This is a genomic window from Haloferax sp. S2CR25 (assembly GCF_031624535.1).
Taxonomy (GTDB): domain Archaea; phylum Halobacteriota; class Halobacteria; order Halobacteriales; family Haloferacaceae; genus Haloferax; species Haloferax massiliensis.
In genome coordinates this window covers 76,746-95,182 of record NZ_JAMQOO010000008.1, presented here as the reverse complement: position 1 = coordinate 95,182, position 18,437 = coordinate 76,746, and the positions used below count along the sequence as shown (strand labels likewise).

Annotated in this window: 16 protein-coding genes; 8 read left to right on the top strand and 8 right to left on the bottom strand. The window is 70.0% G+C overall.

Annotated features, from left to right (window positions below; all coding sequences use genetic code 11):
* Positions 1-159 precede the first annotated feature (159 nt).
* From NDI65_RS16925 to yciH, 6 genes are all read left to right on the top strand, one after another.
* The gene (locus NDI65_RS16925; protein WP_089776874.1) at positions 160-1,116 is read left to right on the top strand and encodes an AAA family ATPase; all 957 of its coding nucleotides are present in this window, start codon (positions 160-162) and stop codon (positions 1,114-1,116) included.
* Between the two features lie 5 nt (positions 1,117-1,121).
* The gene (locus NDI65_RS16920) at positions 1,122-2,150 is read left to right on the top strand and encodes a DUF58 domain-containing protein (RefSeq protein ID WP_310893865.1); all 1,029 of its coding nucleotides are present in this window, start codon (positions 1,122-1,124) and stop codon (positions 2,148-2,150) included.
* The gene (locus NDI65_RS16915; RefSeq protein WP_310893864.1) at positions 2,147-4,393 is read left to right on the top strand and encodes a transglutaminase domain-containing protein; all 2,247 of its coding nucleotides are present in this window, start codon (positions 2,147-2,149) and stop codon (positions 4,391-4,393) included. The genes NDI65_RS16920 and NDI65_RS16915 overlap by 4 nt, the downstream gene beginning before the upstream one ends.
* A gap of 52 nt (positions 4,394-4,445) precedes the next feature.
* Complete coding sequence (locus NDI65_RS16910) at positions 4,446-5,714, top strand: hypothetical protein (protein ID WP_310893863.1); 1,269 nt, start codon at positions 4,446-4,448, stop codon at positions 5,712-5,714.
* Between the two features lie 147 nt (positions 5,715-5,861).
* Positions 5,862-6,887, top strand: coding sequence for a hypothetical protein (locus NDI65_RS16905; RefSeq protein WP_089776871.1), 1,026 nt, complete (start codon positions 5,862-5,864; stop codon positions 6,885-6,887).
* Between the two features lie 66 nt (positions 6,888-6,953).
* The gene (yciH, locus tag NDI65_RS16900) at positions 6,954-7,247 is read left to right on the top strand and encodes a stress response translation initiation inhibitor YciH (protein ID WP_004041826.1); all 294 of its coding nucleotides are present in this window, start codon (positions 6,954-6,956) and stop codon (positions 7,245-7,247) included.
* Between the two features lie 119 nt (positions 7,248-7,366).
* On the opposite strand, the gene NDI65_RS16895 is transcribed toward yciH, so the two are convergent.
* From NDI65_RS16895 to NDI65_RS16860, 8 genes are all read right to left on the bottom strand, one after another.
* Complete coding sequence (locus NDI65_RS16895) at positions 7,367-7,735, bottom strand: rhodanese-like domain-containing protein (protein WP_089776870.1); 369 nt, start codon at positions 7,733-7,735, stop codon at positions 7,367-7,369.
* On the bottom strand, positions 7,736-8,299 hold the full coding sequence (locus NDI65_RS16890; protein WP_089776869.1) for an NUDIX hydrolase: 564 nt from the start codon (positions 8,297-8,299) through the stop codon (positions 7,736-7,738).
* Positions 8,296-8,817, bottom strand: coding sequence for a DUF5809 family protein (locus NDI65_RS16885; protein ID WP_089776868.1), 522 nt, complete (start codon positions 8,815-8,817; stop codon positions 8,296-8,298). Before NDI65_RS16885 ends, NDI65_RS16890 begins: the two co-directional genes overlap by 4 nt.
* A 24-nt stretch (positions 8,818-8,841) precedes the next feature.
* Positions 8,842-9,351, bottom strand: coding sequence for a DUF5810 domain-containing protein (locus NDI65_RS16880; RefSeq protein ID WP_089776867.1), 510 nt, complete (start codon positions 9,349-9,351; stop codon positions 8,842-8,844).
* 218 nt (positions 9,352-9,569) lie between these two features.
* A complete protein-coding gene (locus tag NDI65_RS16875) occupies positions 9,570-9,917 on the bottom strand; it encodes a HalOD1 output domain-containing protein (protein ID WP_089776866.1) in 348 nt (115 codons plus the stop codon).
* A 161-nt stretch (positions 9,918-10,078) separates the two neighbouring features.
* Positions 10,079-13,288: a bacterio-opsin activator domain-containing protein gene (locus NDI65_RS16870; RefSeq protein WP_089776865.1), complete on the bottom strand. Its 3,210-nt coding sequence runs from the start codon at positions 13,286-13,288 to the stop codon at positions 10,079-10,081.
* Positions 13,289-13,370: 82 nt separating this feature from the next.
* Entirely contained in the window at positions 13,371-13,844 is a 474-nt protein-coding gene (gene rimI, locus NDI65_RS16865; protein ID WP_089776864.1) for a ribosomal protein S18-alanine N-acetyltransferase, read from the bottom strand.
* 176 nt (positions 13,845-14,020) lie between these two features.
* Positions 14,021-15,985, bottom strand: coding sequence for an aconitate hydratase (locus tag NDI65_RS16860; protein WP_089776863.1), 1,965 nt, complete (start codon positions 15,983-15,985; stop codon positions 14,021-14,023).
* Between the two features lie 273 nt (positions 15,986-16,258).
* Between NDI65_RS16860 and NDI65_RS16855 the strand changes: the two genes are divergently transcribed.
* Both NDI65_RS16855 and pan2 read left to right on the top strand, forming a co-directional pair.
* Positions 16,259-16,732: a deoxyuridine 5'-triphosphate nucleotidohydrolase gene (locus tag NDI65_RS16855; protein ID WP_089776862.1), complete on the top strand. Its 474-nt coding sequence runs from the start codon at positions 16,259-16,261 to the stop codon at positions 16,730-16,732.
* A 404-nt stretch (positions 16,733-17,136) separates the two neighbouring features.
* Positions 17,137-18,375 (top strand): proteasome-activating nucleotidase Pan2, encoded by a 1,239-nt coding sequence (gene pan2, locus NDI65_RS16850; protein WP_007276101.1) that lies wholly within the window; start codon positions 17,137-17,139, stop codon positions 18,373-18,375.
* Positions 18,376-18,437: the final 62 nt, after the last annotated feature.

The window sequence follows — 18,437 nt, the reverse complement described above, 5'->3', positions numbered from 1 at the left end:
CCGGTCGCCGGCCGTCGTCCCGTCGTCCCCCGCGATTGAGCGTGTGTACGCCCGACAGGGTCAGTGTGGACACCCAGCAAGGTTAGGTAGACTGAGGCAATACTAACATGCAGAGACCCGTCGGCGGTGCGGACGGTCGGCGGGGCATCCGGAATATCAATGACTGATGCACATGCAGACGCCGACTTCGACCCCGCGCTCTCGGTCGAGGCGGTGTCGGACCTCGCGACACGAATCTCCGAGAACGTCGAACGAGTCATCGTCGGCCACCACGACGCCATCGAAGACATCATCGTGACGCTGTTCGCCCGCGGGCACCTCCTGTTGGAGGACGTGCCGGGCGTCGGCAAGACGATGCTCGCCCGCGCCATCGCCACCTCGATAGAGGGGTCGTTCGAGCGCATCCAGTTCACGCCCGACCTCCTCCCGTCGGACGTGACGGGCGTGAACGTGTTCAACCAACAGACCAGCGAGTTCGAGTTCCGCGAGGGCCCCGTCTTCGGGAACGTCGTCCTCGGCGACGAGATAAACCGCGCGCCGCCGAAGACGCAGGCCGCGCTCCTCGAAGTCATGGAGGAGCTACAGGTCACGGTCGACGGCGTCACCCGCCGCGTCCCCGACCCCTTCACCGTCATCGCCACGCAGAACGACGTGGAACCCGACCGAACGTACGACCTCCCGCTGGCCGAACTCGACCGGTTCATGAAGAAGATTCACCTCGGCTACCCCAACGAGGCCGAGGAGACGGAACTGCTCGGCCGCGTCTCGGGCCACCACCCCATCGAGTCGCTCGAACCGGTCGCGTCGGCCGGCGACGTGCGCGACGCCCGCGAGCGCATCCTCGACGTGACGGTGAGCGAGCCGGTCCGCCACTACGTCTCCCGGCTCGCCGCCGACACCCGGGCGCGCGCCGACCTCGGCGTGAGCCCCCGCGGCTCCATCGCGCTCGTCCGCGCCGCGCAGGCCCGCGCCGCCCTCGACGCCCGCGACTACGTCGTCCCCGACGACGTCCAGCGCGAGGTGCGGAGCGTCTGGGCCCACCGCGTCCGGACGACCGACGAGCGCTCCGGCCGCGACGTGGTCGAGCGGGCGCTCGACACCGTCGCGGTCGAGTGAGACCGATGAAGCTCACCCTCCGCGGCTGGGTCGCCGTCGCGGTCGTGGTCGTCGGCGTCGCCAACGCCGTCGCCTACGGCCCGCGGGCGCTCAACGCCGTCGTCGTCCCGGTCGCCGTCGGCCTCGTCGTCGGCGCGGTACAGGTCTGGCGCGTCTCGCCGCCCCGCGTCGAGCGCGTCGCGCCCGACGACGGCTTCCCCGGCGAGACGCGCACCGTCTCGCTCGATATCGACGCCGACAGGCCGTTTCCGGCCACCGTCTCCGACGCCCTCTCGCCGGGGCTCGACGGCGACACCGCGGTCAACTCGGTCGTCGGCGACGGCCGCGTCGACTACGAGGTGACCTTCCGCGGTCGCGGCCCGGCGACGCTCGGCCCGGCGACCGTCGTCGCCCGCGACATCCTCGGCCTGTTCTCGAAGTCGTTCACCGCCGGCGGGACGACCGAGGTGCTCGTCTTCCCGCGGGTCCGGTCGCTCGGCGTGGCGGCCCGCCGCGACCTCTCGGCGCTCGCCGACGCGGGCCGCACCGACGAGCGCGCCGAGTTCGACCGCCTCCGCGAGTACGTCCCCGGCGACCCGCTCCGCGACATCCATTGGAAGTCGAGCGCCAAGTCCGGCGACCTCGTGGTGAAAGCCTATTCCGACCGGGTCACGGCCGACGCGGTGCGCGTCTCGGCCGGCGCGACCGACGGCCACGAGGACGACGCGGCGGAGGCGGCCGCGACGCTCTGCTGTGCGCTTCTCGACGCCGGCGTCCCGGTCCACCTCAGCTCGCCCGCGGGAGTCGTGGAAGCGACCGCCGGCGACCGCCGGCGCGTCCTCGAACATCTCTCGCGGCTCCGCTCGGGGTCGGTGCCCGACGAGACCGCCGCGGTCGTCGTCAGCGGCGACGCCGGAAAGACGCACGTCGCGCTCGGCGGCCGCGAGACGACGTTCGACCGCCTGCGCGCCGACGGCGACGCCGCGGGTGGCTCGAACCGGAACCCGGCGACTCGCGTCGATGCCCGCGGTGCCGGCTCGGGGGTGTCGGCGTGACGGTCGCCGGCGAGTCGTCGTCTACTTCAGCCGGCTCGACGAGCACCGTCTTCGGCGTCCCCGCGGGCCTCCTCGCGGCGGCGGCCTCGCTGGTCCTCATCGGCGCGTTCCTCGCGGTCGTCTACGACATCACGGACGTCGTGGGTCGCCGCGACCAGTTCGTCCTCCTCGCGGCGGGGACGCTCGCCCTCGCCACCGTCGTGGGGTGGACGCTCCGGCCCAGATACGCCCTCGGCCTCGCGGCTCTCATCGCCGGCGGCGGCTTCGCGGCGTACTTCCTCGCGCTCCCCGAGAGCCAGGTCGCGTTGCTCTCGCCGGAGCGCCTCTTGGCCGACACGTTCGCGCTCCTCAGCGGCCTCTCGGCGCTCCGGCTCCTGTCGGCCGACGTGTGGGCGCTCGCGGTGACGCCCGGGCCGGTGTTCCTCGCGTGGTATCTCGCGGTCCGCGGGCGAATCGCGCCGGCCGTCGCGGTCGCCGGGAGCGGCCTCGGCCTGTTCGTCCTCACCACCGACGCCACGGGGACGCTCACGCTCCTCGGCGTCGGCGCGGGCATGGCCGCGGTCGGCCTCGACGGCATCGACCGCTTCGGGAGCGCCGGCGGCCAACTCGACGTGCTGACGGTCGTCCTCGCCGCGATGGTCGTGCTGTCGGCCACCGTCACGGTCCTCCCCGGCGCGGGCGGGTCGCCGGTCATCGCCGACGGCGGCGTGGCCGAACAGCCGACCGTCGAGGCCAGCCTCGTGAGCGCGGACGACCGCATCTCCGTCGTCGGGAGCATCAGCCTCTCGCCGCAGGTCCGCTTCGAGGTCCAGAGCACGTCGCCGGACTACTGGCAGACGGCGACGTTCGACCGCTACACCGGCGACGGCTGGGTCAGGACCGGCGACACCAGCGACTACGAGGGCGGCCGGTTGGCCGGCCCGGAGGGTCCCTCGCGACTGGTCCGTCAGACCGTCACGCCGGCGACGCCGCTCGATTCGATGCCCGCGGCGTGGCGGCCCGTCGCCGTCTCCGGCGACATCGAAAACGAGACGCTCGTCACCCAACAGGGGAACCTCCGCCCCGACCGAGCCGTCGAAATCGGCGAGACGTACAACGTCACGAGCGAAGTCCCGCAGTACACCGCGGCGTCGCTCCGGCGGACCGGAACCGACTACCCCGACGAGATACGCGAGCGGTATCTCGCGCTCCCCGACAGCACGTCCGACCGCGTCCGCGACCGCGCCGCCGAGATAGCGGGCGACGCGGAGACGCCCTACGACAAGGCCGTCGCGGTCGAGGAGTGGCTCGAAGCCAACAAGGAGTACTCCCTTCGGGTGTCCCGACCCGACGGCGACATCGCCGAGTCGTTCCTCTTCGAGATGGACGCCGGCTACTGCACCTACTACGCCTCCACGATGGTCGTGCTCCTCCGCTCGGAGGGCGTTCCCGCGCGGTTCGTCACCGGTTACACCACCGGCGAGCAGGTCGGCGACGACCGCTACGTCGTCCGCGGCCTCGACTCCCACGCGTGGGTCGAAGTCTACTTCGAGGACACCGGCTGGGTCCGCTTCGACCCGACGCCCGCCGGCCCCCGGCAGGACGCGGAGTCGAGCAGTCTCAGTGACGCCCGCGACGAGGGACAGACGGGCATCGACACCAACGAGACGAGCCCCGAGTCGAACGAGACCGAACAGCCCACGACGACCGCGACCGACACTCCGACGCCGACCGAAAACGGGACCGAGACGAACGAGACGCCCGCCGGCGGCAGCCCGCCGGGGCCGAGCATCGACGAGCGCCTCGGCGTCACGCCGACGGGCGACGGGGCGGCCGAAGACGACGGCGGCGGCCTCGTCCCCGAGCTGCCGTCTCGGGAGACGCTGTTCGTCGGTCTCGTCGGCCTCCTCGGCGTCGTCGCCGGCGTCAGGAGGACTCGGCTCCCGGCGCACCTCCGGTTTGCGACCGCGGCGTATCAGCGGCGCACCGACTCGCCGGCCGACGACGTGTTCCGGGCGTACGACCGCCTCGAACTCGCCCTCGAACGCGAGTACCGGCCGCGTCGCCCCGGCGAGACGGTTCGAGCCTACCTCGATTCGCTCTCCCGGGTCGGCGTGGACGAGCGGACCCGACAGGTCGGCCGACTCTACGAGCGCGCGAAGTACGGCGACGGCGTCACCCGCGCCGACGCCGACGAGGCGGTGGCCGCGGCGAACGCCGTCGTCCGCGCTCGTCTGCCGCTCGTCAGACGCTGGACGGACTGAGCGGCGCGAAGAACCGCGTCACTTTTTCTGTGTGCGCTCGCACGAACGGTCAATGGCGACACGAGACGCTGTCTTCGTACTCCTGTGTGCCGCTCTCTGCGTGGCCGCCGTGGTCGCGCCGACCGCGGCCGCACAGGAGGCCCCCGCGAGCGGTCCGGGCGTCGAACCGCTCGTCCAACAGGGCGTCGAACCGGACAGCACGCGAATCGTCGTCGACGTCTCCGAGAGCGGCGACGCCACTTGGGAGATTCAGTACTGGACCCGACTCGACGACGAGAACACCACCGAGGCCTTCCAGTCGCTCCGCGACGACGTGCGGGCCAACCCCGACGACTACACCTCGGCGTTCGCAGAGCGCATCGCCTCGACCGTCGGGGCCGCCGAGAACGCCACCGGCCGGGAGATGAACGCCACGAACGTCTCGGTCTCGGCGGAGACGCGGTCGCTCCCCGATAGCTTCGGGGTCGTCAGCTACTCCTTCGAGTGGTCCAACTTCGCGGCGGTCGACGGCGACCGCCTCGTCGTCGGCGACGCCATCGAGGGTTTCTTCCTCGACAGTAGCTCCCGGCTCATCCTCTCGTGGCCCGACGACTACGACGCGACCACCGTCGAGCCCGCGGGCGACGAGACGCGCGAGCACACGGTCATCTGGCGCGGCTCGCAGACCGAGTTCGTCTCGGGCGAGCCGAGCGTCGTCCTCGAACGCGGCGCTGGCGGTCCGGGAACGTCGGCGACGGCGTCGGCGACGCCGGCCGACTCGGAGACGCCCGCCGCCGGCGACGACCCGTTCCCGACGACGACCGCGCTCGTCGCGGTCGTTCTCGTCGTGCTCGTCGGTGCCGGCGCGCTCTATCTCCGCTCGCGGGGCGCGCTCGGCGGCGGCGACGGCGGTGCAGACGCGGCCGGCGGTACGGACGCCGGCGCGCCCGCCGAGGCGACTTCCGCGAGCGCGGACGAAGCCGGCCCGGCGTCGTCGGCCGACGACGCCGCTGTCGCGGCGAGCGCCGGAGCCGGCGCGGGCGCGTCCGACGATGAGTCCGACGCGGGCGGCGACGGCGGCGACGAGCCGAGTCCGCCGCCGGAACTCCTCAGCAACGAAGAGCGCGTCCTCCGACTCATCGAGTCCCGCGGGGGCCGCATCAAGCAACAGGAGGTCGCCGGCGCGCTCGACTGGACCGACGCGAAGACGAGCAAGGTCGTCCGCGGGATGCGCGACGAGGGGACCATCGAGGGCTTCCGCCTCGGCCGCGAGAACGTCCTCCGCCTGCCCGAAGACGACGAGGGCGCGGACGCGGACGACGGCGACCCGAAAGGAGTATAAATTTCTTACGACTGTTTATACCGGTGGTAAGTCCCTAATCGGCAGACGGAGGCGACCCGGTCGAGATTCCCAAACTGCCGTTGACTGGGGTTGATTCGCGGGTACGACCGCACGTTTATATCGGAACGCGGCTCCAAAGCGGGAGTGATGAGTCGACGAACCGCTGCGCTCGTCGTCGCCGCCGCCGTGTTGCTGGCGACGGTGGGCGCACCGCTCGCTCTCGCCGCCCCGGCCGGACCGATAGGAACGACGGCCGCCGTCACCGATGGGTCGGTCGCGGCCCCCGTTGCACAGACGACCGCGAACGACAGCGCGACCAACGACAGCGCCGCGTCGTCGGAGACGCTCCCCGGTCAGCGCCTGTCCGCCGTCATCGGCGTGCAGGGCTCGGAGACCGACGGGGAACTCGAACGCCGCGCCTTCGAGACGCGCTTCGCGAACGCGAACTCGAACGCCTCGAAGGCCGCGGTCGTCGCCACGCAGGTCGACACGGTCCGCGAGCGCCTCACCGAACTCGAACAGCGTAAGGACCGCCTCGAAGCCCAGCGCGCCAACGGGACGCTCTCTGAGGGACAGTACCGCGTGCTGTTGACTCGGACGGTCGCCGACATCGAGCGCACCCGGAGTATGCTGAACCAGACGACTGACGCCGCCTCGACGGTCCCCGCCGAGGACCTCTCGGCGCGCGGCGTCGAGACGGCCGAACTCGATAGGCTTCGCACGAACGCGAGCGAACTCACCGGCCCCGAAGTGGCCGAAATCGCCGGCGAACTCGCGGGGAACCCCGGGAGGGGAATCGGCCGCGAGCGCGCCGCAAACGAGTCGGACACCGACAGCGGCGGACAACCGGACGACGCGGGGCGGGGTGACGCCCCGGGAAACTCGCGTTCTGAGGCGAGCGGCCGCGCCGATGACGTTCGCGCCGACGACGGCAACGTGCCCAACGGCAACGCGCCCAACGGCAACGCGACCGACGGAAACGAGACTGACGCGACCGGCGACGCGTCCGAGCGCCCCTCGGACGGCGCTGACCGCGGCAACGCCCCGGACACGCCGCCCGGAAACGACAAGCGCGCGAGGGACGTCGACGAGAGCGGCCCCGCTGTGAACCCCGACGACGCGACGACGGACGACGAATCGGAAACGTCGTCCGCGGACGACTCGGGCGCTTGAGGCCGGGGACGGCGACCCCGCCTCCCGATACTGTTTAATATCCCCATCCTGTAGGTCCACACTGTAATGTCGGAAGTCTGCTCGACGTGCGGGCTCCCTGAAGAGCTCTGCGTCTGCGAGGACGTGGCGAAAGAGTCTCAGGAGATAGTCATCCGCATCGACGAGCGCCGCTACGGAAAAGAGGTTACAGTCATCGAGGGATTCGACCCGAGGGACGTCGACATGGACAGCCTGTCGTCGGACCTCAAGTCGAAGTTCGCTTGCGGTGGAACCGTCGAAGACGATTCCATCGAACTCCAAGGCAATCACCGCGGCCGCGTGGAGGACTTCCTCCGCGAAAAGGGGTTCAACGTCGCGTGACCGACCTCTGAATTAGCCCGCCGTCGAGATTTTTGCGAAGCGAGTCAGCGCGCGCGAGCCGTTAGTCTGCCAATCGCTCGACTCTGTTCGGTCACGTCACCGTCCAGCGACGCCGCCGTTCAGCGACGTTCGTCGTCGCCGCCTTCTTCGCCGTCGCCGTGTCCCTCGTCGAGACCCTCTTCGAGCGGGCCGTCCCACGCCGCGAGCCCGCCGGCCATGCTCTCGATGCGGGCGTCTTCGGTCCCCTCGTAGGCCGAAAGCAGGCGGACGGCCTGCACGCTGGCCTCGCCCCGCGGGCAGACGGTGACGACGTGCTCCGCGCCCGCGACGCGGTCGAGGTGCGAGACGAGGTTCGAAAGCGGGACGTTGATGCTCCCCGGCACGTGCCCGAGCGCGAACTCGGCTTCCGTGCTCACGTCCACGACCAGCGGCGGGTCCTCGGCGTCGAGGAGCGCCGCGACCGTCTCGGGAGCGATTTCGTCGACCATCTACAGCAGGCCCTCGTCGCGGGCGAGGAGGACGCCCTCGACGGTCGCGTCGTTCGTCGGCGGTTCGGTCGCCCGCTCGATGGCCTCCTCGACCGGGACGGCGCGGACCGAGAGGAACTCGTTGTCGTCGAGGTCGCGCTCGACCGGCGTGAGGCCCTCGGCGAAGACGAAGCCGCGGCGGTGCCGGAGGACGCCCGTCGAACACCACACGTCGCCGATGACCGACGCCGAGTCGGCGGCGAAGCCCGTCTCCTCGCGGAGTTCGCGCAGTCCGGCGTCGGTGAACGACTCGCCCTTTTCGACGACGCCCGCGGGGAGTTCGAGTTGGGTCTGACGGATGTTCGGCCGGTACTGCTCGACAAAGACGACGTGGTCGTCCGCGACCGCGACGACGACGACCGCGGTCGCCAACTCGGCCCAGTAGTAGCGCTTCGTCGTCCCGTTGGGCTGTTCGACGAGGTCGTAGCCGCCGGTGAACCAGCCGGTGTCGTACTCGACTTCGGATTCCAGCACGCGCCACTCGGGGTCGGGCAGGCGCTCGTGTCGGCGGCCGTCGTCGGTCATCGGTCCGCTCCGGTCGCGTCGCCGCCGAGTCCGCCGGCGTCGGTCGCGGTGTCGTCGTCGGCTCCGGCCGACTCATCGTCACCGCCCTCGGACTCCTCGCCGAGGAGCGCGTCGCGGTAGACGCGGCCGAAGGCGTTGCGTCGGAGGGTGCTGACGGCGGCGTCTTCCTCGTGTTGGAACGTCGTCGCCAGCACCGTCTCGGCGAAGGGGACCGCGTGCCACGCGACGCGCTCCACGTCCGGATTGCCGAGTTCGACGAGTTCGTAGTCCTCGTGGGCCGCGCGCCAGTCGTCGAACTCGGCGCGCGTGCCGACCGTGACCGAAAGCGACTCGGCGAAAAGCGCGTTCCGGACGGTCTCGACCACGTCGCCGGTCACGCGGTCGCGGTACTCCTCGCGGTCGAACTCCATCGCCTTGGCCGTCTCGCGGACGACCACCTGCGCGGTCGGTCCGACGCGGTCGAAGGCGGCCTCGGCCTCGTCGAGCGACGCCGGCGCAATCGTCCCGTGGGTTTCCATCGCCAGTCGGTTCGGGGTCCGGACTTACGACTCTTTCCTGTCCGCGTCGTCTTCGGTCCCCTCGTCGCGGTCGTCGGCATCGGCGCTGGCGTCGGCGTCGCCCTCCCGCGGCGCGTCCTCGGTCTCGCCGCCCTCGCCGTCGTCCGCGACCATCTCGCGGGTGAGCGACCGCGCCTCCTCGAAGATGCGCGCGGCGTCGCCCGACAGCGACTGCGACCCGTCGGAGCCGCCGAACGGTTGCGGCTCTCGGTCGGGAATGTCGTGGTCGTGTCCCTGTCCGTGCGCGTGACTATGGCCGCGGCCGCCGGTGCGGTCGACCGTGTCCTCGAACACCTCGTCGAACTCGCGTTCCTCGGCGAGCTCGGAGACGAGCGGGCCGAGCGAGTCGGCGTTCAGGTCGGCCCACTCGGGGGCGTGTTCGTCCAGCCACGTCTCGTGGTCGTCGCCGTGGACGATGGCCTGTAGCGCGAGGTGGTTCGCGAGATGCGTCTCGTCGCGTTGCGGCGCGTCGCAGACCGGACAGGCGTATCCCATACCCTCCGGTAGCGGCTCTGTGTACCAAAACCCGTCGCACTCTCGCGTCGCGCCACGTCGGCGTCGTCGGTCGTCGAAGAAATGTGACCGCGTCGCCCGCGTGGTGGTGGTGGTGGTGGTGGTGGGTCGCGGGCGAGCGGCCGTCACGGCACCGCGGTAGGGTGCCGCGTCCGGTGGTGGTAGTGGTGGTGATTCCGACTCGTTCGTGTGCCGATGCGTCAGGCGGAGGTGACGATGACCGTTCCGTCGGCCCAGAGGGTCACGTCGCAGGCAGCGTACCGGAACTCGATGTGACCGCGCGAGGGAGCCACCGACCCGCGAGTGTCGCCGTCCGTCGCCGGTGCCCGCACCAGCGGGTCGAACAGTTGACACAGCGCGTCGGGGTCGATAGCTTCGGACAGCAGTGGGAGGTCGATGGCGTCCACGCCTCTCAGTTGGGCGGTCGCGGTGACGACGGTCACCGCGAGGGTGTCTCGGCCGCCCCAATCGTGTCGGGCGACGACCTCGTCGGTCGTCCCCGTGTTCCATCCCACATCGTTGCCCGGTAGCACGCGAGTTTTGTCCATGGTTCGGTTCGCGTCGACACCTCGCCGACAGCCGTATCGACGGCGCTCCCGGATATAGCGGTCGCTGCTATCCAACTAGTGGTGGTGCGTGCGTCACCTCTAGGTGACTAGATTCTCAACTGAAAATCAGTTGGTATCGCTGGATTCTATGTGGTATGTTATCATTCGAAGACGCGTTCGACCAGCTTTCGCTCGGCCGCGCGCAGGTGGTACTGGTAGGTCGGCGCGCTGATGTCGAACGTCTCGGCGAGCGTCTCGGCGGTGCTGCGGCGCGGCCACTCGTAGAAGCCGGCGAGGTGGGCCGCCCGAATCGACTCGTGTTGCCGGCTCGTCCACGCCTCTCGCATCTCGGCGGCGAACGTCTGCGGCGAGTCGGCTCCCTCGGCGGTCCGCCGCGACAGCAGTCCCGTCCCGGGGTAGTTCGCGTCGAGCGCGTCGACGAACGACCGGACCCGGATTCGCTCGGGGACCTCGGCGGTGAGCGTGGTCTGGGTCGGCGTCGCGTCGAGCGCCCGCAGCGTCGCCTCCGAGGCGTACAGCGTCTCGAAAAGCGACTCCCGCGGGAGACGGAGTTCGAACAGCGACCCCGAGTCGTCGGTCGAGACGTGGCGCACGCGGGTCGCGATGTCCCGCCCGGCGGCGACGACGTCCTCGGGCTCCGCGTCGCTGGCGACGAACGCGATGACCGAGCCGTCGGACTGCGGGATGACGCCGCCGAGGCTCACCGCGTCGCCGACCCGCCGGGCGAGTCGCGACAGCGACAGTCGGTCGCCGCCGAGCCGTATCTGCACGTCCGTCCGGCGCTCTGTCAGCATGGCGTCGGCGCGCCCCGTGGCCGCGAGCGCGTAGCCGACCGTCTCCCCCAGTTCAGTGAGCAAGCCGTCGTCGTTGTCGACGACTTCCGACCCGGTCGCGTGGACGACGAACAGCGCCTCCACCCGGTCGTCGGCGACCGCGGGGATGACCGCGACGGCGCGGAACCCGTAGCTGAGCGCGTCGCCGCGGTGGTCGGCCCACGCGGGGTCGTCGAGCACGTCCGCTATCACCCGTATCTCTCGGCTCTCGATGGCGGCTTCGAGCAGCGAAAACAGCGGCTCCGCGGTCGCTACTTCCCCCAGTCGGTCGGCGTAGGCGGTGTCCGCGCCGTGGACCGCGTCGCTCGGCGGGCGGTACGTCTCGTCTACGTCGCTGGCCTCGGCGTGCCAGACGACGGCCACGCCGTCGGCGTCGACGAGTTGTTCGGCGACGGCCGACAGCGCCTCGCCGCGGGTCGGCGCGCGGATGAGCGACCGGTTGATGTTCCTGATGGTCGCGTTGATTCGGTCGAGACGCGTGAGCGCCTCGTTTTGGGCTTCGAGCCGGCGGTCGCGCTCGCGCAGTTCCGCCTCGGCGTCGATGCGGTCGAGCAACTCCTCGACGGTCGCCGACAGCAGGTTCACGAGTTCCACGTCGACCTCGGTCGGCGCGACGGTGCCGGGGTGGCCGGTGACGAGCACGCCGTGGCGACCCAGCGGCGCGGCGATGACCCGCTCGACGCCGTCGACGACGCCCCCGTCGGGCGCGAGTTCGACCACGCGGACGTCGCCGGAGACGAACGCGTCCCAGACGCCGCCGCGGTCGAGGCCGCCCTCGAACGGCTTGTCGCCGAGCCCGGTCCCGGCCGCGCCCACGCGGACGAGGCTCGTGTCCGCCTCGTCGAAGACGTACAGCTCCGTCCGGGCGTCGCCGAGCACCTCGTCGCAGGCGTCGACGGTCGCGCGGAGGACCGCCTGTCTGTCGGTCGCGCCCATCATCTCGCGGGTCCGGTCGTGGAGCGTCGCCAGCAGGCGCTCGTAGCGGTGTCGCTTCGTCACGTCGCGGAGGACGCCGACGGAGCCGATTTCCTCGCCGCCGACGACGAGCGGCGTCCGGTGGTTCTCGACGCGGACGACCTCGTCGTCGGGCGTCCGGAGTTCGAACTCGACGATTCCCCGCGACGCGGCCGCGAACGCCTCGTCGCTCCCGTCGGTCGCGGTCGCGTTCTCGGCGAGCAGCCCCGTCGGCGACCCGATGACGCGGTCGCGGTCGAGGCCGGTGAGCCGCTCGAACGCCGGGTTGACCGCCACGAACCGCCCCTCGTCGTCCAGCGCGTACACCGCGTCGGCGACGGCCTCGACCATCCGCCCGTACTGCTCGGCTTCGGCCTCGCGTTCCAACTGCTCCGTGATGTCGGTGAAGTAGACCGACAGTCCCGTCTCGGAGGGGTACGCCCGAACCGCGTACCACGTTTCGAGGCGGTCGTAGTAGGTCTCGAACGTCGCGGGCTCCTGTCGCTCCATCGCGCGCTCGAACTCCTTGCGGAAGACGGCGGCCTCGGGCACCGAGTCCCAGATGCGCGTCCCCAGCACCGACGCGGCGGACATGCCGAGCCCGTGTTCGGCCGTCGAGTTGACGTAGGTGACGCGCCAGTCCGCGTCGAAGCCCATCACCGCCTCGTCCATCCGCTCTAAGACCTCCGAGAGCGCGCTTTTGAGTTCGTGGCGCTCGGTCGCCGCGCCGACGACGGCCGCGATGTTCTCCAAGAACAGCACGTCGTCGTCGGCGAACCGGCCGCGGGCGACCGCGTGGACGACGATGGCTCCCCACCGGGTTCCGTCGCCGCGGATGGCCGCGCTCATCCCGCTTTTCGGCACCGACGCCCCCGCGCCGTCCGTGTGCTCGAAGCGCCCGTCCGCGTCGAAGTCGTCGACGAGCGTCGAGCGCCCGGTCCGGTACGTCTCGGCCGCCTGCGTCCCCTCGGTCGCGGTGGGTCCGCGACCCCGATTCGCCGACCAGCCCGCGGCGGCGGCGACGCGAAACGCGCCGTCGTCGAGGCCCTCGAACACCGTGACCGAGTCCGCCCCGAGCACGTCGCGGACCCGCCGGGCGGCGTGGTCGAGCGTCGAGTCGAGGTCGACGGCGGTCAGCGCCCGCGTGCCCACCTCGGAGACGACGCGCTGTTGCTCGATGCGGTCTCTGTGGTTCTGCGCGAGGGTGTACTCGCCGAGCGCCCGCTCGACGCGGGCGGCCACCCACGACATCGTCTCTGGGTCGTCGTCGCGGACGACGTAGTCCGTCGCGCCGGCGTCGACCGCGCGCGCCGCGACCTCGCTGTCGGCGGCCGCGACGACGACGGGAACGTCGAGGCCCTGCGCGTAGACGTCGCGGACGAACGCCTCCTCGTCGCCGGCCGCCGTGGGTGCGGTAAGAACGACACACGAGACGGCCGCCGAGGCGGAGACGAGTTCCGCGCGCGCCGCGGCGGGGGTGCGGACGTGACGGACGGCCGTCACTTCGCCGAGCGACGACAGCGACGAGTCGAGGGCCGCCGCGAACTCGTCGTCGTCACTCACACAGAGCACGGTGGGGGGCGGTAACACAACTCGTGTACGTGGCTCGCCTTGATAAGCCCTCGTTCGGCCGCGAGCGGTCCTGTCAGGCGCTTTGCCACTCGCCCACGTCGAGGACCATGATGTACGCGTCCTCGCCGTCGCCGTAGTAGCTCGGCACCCGGCGGGCGGGTTCGAAGCCGACGCTCCGGTAGAGCCCGATGGCCGGTTCGTTCGAGACGCGGACTTCGAGTTTCACGACCGCCGCGCCCGCGATGGCCATCGCCGTCAGCGACTGGAGGAGCAACCGCCGCCCGAGACCGCCGCCGCGGGCCTCCGGGCGGACCGCGAGGTCCTTGACGTGGCCGATATCGTTGCCGTGGTTCGGCATCACGTCGGCGACGACGTAGCCGAGCACCTCGCCCCCGCGGGCGGCGACGAGGAACGCCGGCTCGTCGACGAACATCTCGAACGCGGAGTACGGCCACGGCTCGGAGAAACAGGTCCGCTCGATGCGGAGCACGTCGAGGAGGTCGGCCCGGTCGACCCGCCTGACGACCGCGTCGTCGAACGCCGTCACGTCCGGCGCTACGTGGTTGGCACGCAAAAGCCCGACGGCACGGGGCCGCGGGGGTGACGGACGCATCGAGGCGGCTGGTCCGGAGCGGACGCTCACGGGAGCGGTCGGCGCGGCCCTCGGCCCCCGCCGTGGCCGCCGCTCGCCGGGCGAAAAAGCGAGAAAGTGGTTGGTCGCGTTCAGTCGTCCGCGGGGGCAGCGCCGCCCTCGGCCTGCTGCTTCGTGAGGGGGAGCTTGCCGCCGGCGGTGAGGATACGACGCTCGCGCTCGGAGGCGTGCAGGTTCGCCGTCGCTTCCCAGTCGTCGTTCACGCGGATGGTGAACTCTTCCTGGCCGGATTCGACGGCAGCGGCCACGTCGTCGACGATTTCGACGTCGTCGCCCTGCTCGATCTGCTCGTACGTCTCCTCGTCGATGGCGAGGGGGACGATACCGAAGTTGAACAGGTTCGCCTTGTGGATGCGAGCGAACGACTGCGCGAGGACGGCCTCGATGCCGAGGTACATCGGACACATCGCGGCGTGTTCGCGGGAGGAGCCCTGACCGTAGTTCTCGCCCGCGACGAGGACGCCGGTGCCGGCTTCCTTGGCGCGCTGGGCGAACGTCTCGTCGACGCGCGAGAGCGTGAAGTCCGAGAGGCGCTCGATGTTCGAGCGGAACTTGAGGATGTCGGACGTCGCCGGGATGATGTGGTCGGTCGTGATGTTGTCCTCCATCTTCAGGAGGGTCTCACCCGAGATGTTCGAGCCGAGGGGGTCCTGCAGGGGAACTTCGCCGATGTTCGGGCCCTTGATGAGCTCGTCGTCGATGGCGTCGTCGGCGTAGATGAGGTCCGTCTTCGAGCCGTCGTACTCGTCGGGGAGTTCGACGCCGGGGGCGTCGAGTCCGAGTTCGTCGGCGAGGTCGCGGGGGTCAACGATTTCGCCCTTGAGCGCCGCGGCGGCGGCGACCTGCGGCGAGCAGAGGTAGACGTTGTCGTCTTCGATGCCCGAGCGGCCCTCGAAGTTGCGGTTGAAGGTGCGCAGCGAGACGGAGTCGGAGGCGGGGACGTGGCCGATACCGATACACGGGCCACAGGTCGCCTCGGAGACGTTGACGCCGGCCGCCATCATCTCGGCCGTCCAGCCCTCGCGGGCGAGCATCTCGCCGGCCTGCTTCGAACCGGGCGCGACGATCATTTCGAGGTGCTTTGCGACCTCCTGGTCCTTGACCATCTTCGCGGCCGGGAGGACGTCCTCGTAGCCGCCGTTGGTACAGGAACCGACGAGGACCTGCTCGACCGTCTCGCCGGCGACTTCGCGGACCGGAACCACGTTGTCGGGCATCGACGGGCAGGCGATGAGCGGTTCGAGGTCGCCGAGGTCGATGACGATTTCGTCGGCGTACTCGGCGTCGTCGTCGGCCGTCAGCTCGACGTACTCGTCGCCGCGACCCTGGCGTTCGAGGTAGTCTTTGGTCTTCTCGTCGGTCTCGAACAGCGACGAGGTGGCGCCGAGTTCGGTCCCCATGTTGGTGATGGTGGTTCGCTCGGGCACGGTGAGCGATTCAGCACCGGGGCCGGTGTACTCGAACACCTTGCCGACGCCGCCCTTGACGGTCTCGCGGCGGAGCATTTCGAGGATGACGTCCTTCGCGGAGGACCACTCGGGGAGTTCGCCTTCGAGGCGGACGTTCACGACCTCCGGCATCTCGACGTAGTACGCGCCGCCGCCCATGGCGACAGCGATGTCGAGGCCGCCGGCACCGATGGCGAGCTGGCCGAGGCCGCCGGGGGTCGGCGTGTGGGAGTCCGAGCCGAGGAGCGTCTTGCCGGGCGCGGCGAAGTTCTCCTTGTGGACGTTGTGGCAGATACCGTTGCCGGGGCGGGAGAAGTGGGCACCATATGTCCCGGCCGCGGAACGGAGGAAGCGGTGGTCGTCCGTGTTCTTGAAGTCGAACTGGTAGGTCTGGTGGTCGCAGTACTGGGCGGCGAGCTCAGTCTGCGCCTCGTCGAGGTCGAGCGCCTCGAACTGGAGCCAGACCATCGTCCCGGTCGTGTCCTGCATCAGGACTTGGTCGATTTCGATTCCGATCTCCTCTCCGGGGGTGAGGTCACCCTCGACGAGGTGGTCCGAGAGAATCTTTTCCGTGAGCGTCTGTCCCATAACACCCGAACGTCGATGGTCCTCGGATATAAATCCCGCGTACTTCCCTATCTTCGAACGTGAACGATAGCGCCGTCTCGGGGTTTCTAGCGTCTAAGGGCCATTAAACTCCTTGTTGGTTCTCCCATGTGACTGGTCACCGCGGGGGTCGTCACCGACCCAAACGGTGAGCGATTTCGACCCCGTTGTGGCCCCGAACGCGGGGGGGTCGTGTGAGGGGTGACGACGGCCGAGGTTCGGCACAGTTTTGCGCTCGCTGGACGGGGTTCGGATATGCACCGCGCTGGCTCGTTCGTCGCACAGCACATCTCGCCGGTCACGGCCGAACAGGTCCAACCCAACGGCGTCGACCTGACGCTCGAAGCGGTCCTCGAACAGGTCGAACCGGGCCGACTCGGCCGCGAGGGCAAGACCGTCGGGGAGCGCCGCGCCCTCGACTTCGCCGACCCGGAGACCGAGACGTACCGACTCGGCCCCGGCGGCTACGTCCTCCAGTACGCCGAGACGGTCCGCATCCCCGAGGACCACGTCGGCTTCATCTACCCGCGGTCGTCGCTCATGCGGAACTCCTGTATGCTGAACACGGCCGTCTGGGACGCCGGCTACGAGGGGAAAGGCGAGGGCCTCCTACAGGTCCACCACCCGGTCGAACTCGAACGCGGCGCGCGCGTCGCCCAAATCGTCCTCGCGGACGCGACTCACGACGAGACCTACGACGGGAGCTATCAGGGCGAGCGCACCCGCTGACGACCGCCGACCGCGGCTCTCGGAGGCAGTCGCCCGCCGGATGCTACCGGATGAATACCGATATCCCGATTCACGGGACGTTCTCGGCAATGACGAATTCCTTTCAAGTCGGTGGGCGTCGTATCTGTTCTCGCGGAGGGCACGTCGGGCCGAAACGAGGGGCGACCTGTACACACTGAACCTCCGCAACTTCCTCCTTCCACATCTTCGTCTTCGTCGCTTCGCGCGTTCCCGCGAACACGCTCCGTACCCGTGAGCCGCGGCGTCGCGCTGCCGGCTTTCGATTCGCCGCCGCGAGCGAGCGCCACGGGGGCACCGTCACCTAAAGCCGCTTCGAGCGCGGCAGTCGGGTTCTCTGACCCAAAGGCACATTTACGCCCATGCCTAAGTGTGGCCAATCACTGATGTCACGGAGTCCATCTCTCCCGGAACGTCCTCATCTCGATCTGGACCCCGAGATGTCGGATGCAGAGCGGCTGTCTGCACTCCGCCAGCACTTCGAACGCATGGTCGACGTCAACCGCGAACTCGACCAGCGGCTCCAGAACGCCGACGACCGCCACGCCGAGTTGGTCGACGAGGTCGACCAGATGAAAGCGCGCAACGAGGCCCTGAAGACGGCCTCGTACTACATCGCCACGGTCGAGGAGCTGACCGACGACGGCGTCATCATCAAGCAGCACGGCAACAACCAGGAGGTCCTGACCGAGTTCGCACCGAACCTGAACATCGACGACATCGAGCCCGGCGACCGCGTCGCCATCAACGACTCGTTCGCCGTCCAGACCGTCCTCGACGACGAGACGGACGCGCGGGCGCAGGCGATGGAGGTCGTCGAGTCGCCGACGGTCACCTACGACGACATCGGCGGCATCGACGAGCAGGTCCGCGAGGTCCGCGAGGCGGTCGAACAGCCCCTCGAAAACCCCGAGATGTTCGCGGAAGTCGGCATCGACCCGCCGTCCGGCGTGCTCCTGTACGGCCCGCCGGGCACCGGGAAGACGATGCTCGCCAAGGCCGTCGCCAACGAGACCAACGCCTCGTTCATCAAGATGGCCGGCTCCGAACTCGTCCAGAAGTTCATCGGCGAGGGCGCGCGACTCGTCCGCGACCTGTTCAAGCTCGCCGCCGAGCGCGAGCCGGTGGTCATCTTCATCGACGAGATCGACGCCGTCGCCTCGAAGCGCACGGACTCGAAGACCTCCGGCGACGCCGAGGTCCAGCGCACGATGATGCAACTCCTCTCGGAGATGGACGGCTTCGACGACCGCGGCGACATCCGCATCATCGCGGCGACCAACCGCTTCGACATGCTCGACGAGGCCATCCTCCGCCCCGGTCGGTTCGACCGCCTCATCGAGGTTCCCAAGCCCGCCGTCGAGGGCCGCCGCCGCATCCTCGATATCCACACCCGCGACATGAACGTCGCCGACGACGTGGACCTCGACGCGCTCGCAGAGGAACTCGACGACTACTCCGGCGCGGACATCGCGTCGCTCACGACCGAGGCCGGTATGTTCGCCATCCGCGAGGGGCGGACCGAGGTGACGGGCGCGGACTTCGACGCCGCCCACGAGAAGCTCTCGAACGTCGAGGAGTCCGGCACCGGCCCCATCTCGGGCTTCACGGACTACCAGTACTGAACTCGGCCGGGAACCGGCGTCGCGGCGGTCGTCGACGCCCCCGCCTCGCCCCGGCTTTCGAG

Coding starts and splice junctions, on each gene's coding strand:
- NDI65_RS16925 (WP_089776874.1), top strand. CDS start 160: ATGACTGATGCACATGCAGACGCCGACTTCGACCCCGCGCTCTCGGTC.
- NDI65_RS16920 (WP_310893865.1), top strand. CDS start 1,122: ATGAAGCTCACCCTCCGCGGCTGGGTCGCCGTCGCGGTCGTGGTCGTC.
- NDI65_RS16910 (WP_310893863.1), top strand. CDS start 4,446: ATGGCGACACGAGACGCTGTCTTCGTACTCCTGTGTGCCGCTCTCTGC.
- NDI65_RS16905 (WP_089776871.1), top strand. CDS start 5,862: ATGAGTCGACGAACCGCTGCGCTCGTCGTCGCCGCCGCCGTGTTGCTG.
- yciH (WP_004041826.1), top strand. CDS start 6,954: ATGTCGGAAGTCTGCTCGACGTGCGGGCTCCCTGAAGAGCTCTGCGTC.
- NDI65_RS16895 (WP_089776870.1), bottom strand. CDS start 7,735: ATGGTCGACGAAATCGCTCCCGAGACGGTCGCGGCGCTCCTCGACGCC.
- NDI65_RS16890 (WP_089776869.1), bottom strand. CDS start 8,299: ATGACCGACGACGGCCGCCGACACGAGCGCCTGCCCGACCCCGAGTGG.
- NDI65_RS16885 (WP_089776868.1), bottom strand. CDS start 8,817: ATGGAAACCCACGGGACGATTGCGCCGGCGTCGCTCGACGAGGCCGAG.
- NDI65_RS16880 (WP_089776867.1), bottom strand. CDS start 9,351: ATGGGATACGCCTGTCCGGTCTGCGACGCGCCGCAACGCGACGAGACG.
- NDI65_RS16875 (WP_089776866.1), bottom strand. CDS start 9,917: ATGGACAAAACTCGCGTGCTACCGGGCAACGATGTGGGATGGAACACG.
- NDI65_RS16860 (WP_089776863.1), bottom strand. CDS start 15,985: ATGGGACAGACGCTCACGGAAAAGATTCTCTCGGACCACCTCGTCGAG.
- NDI65_RS16855 (WP_089776862.1), top strand. CDS start 16,259: ATGCACCGCGCTGGCTCGTTCGTCGCACAGCACATCTCGCCGGTCACG.
- pan2 (WP_007276101.1), top strand. CDS start 17,137: ATGTCACGGAGTCCATCTCTCCCGGAACGTCCTCATCTCGATCTGGAC.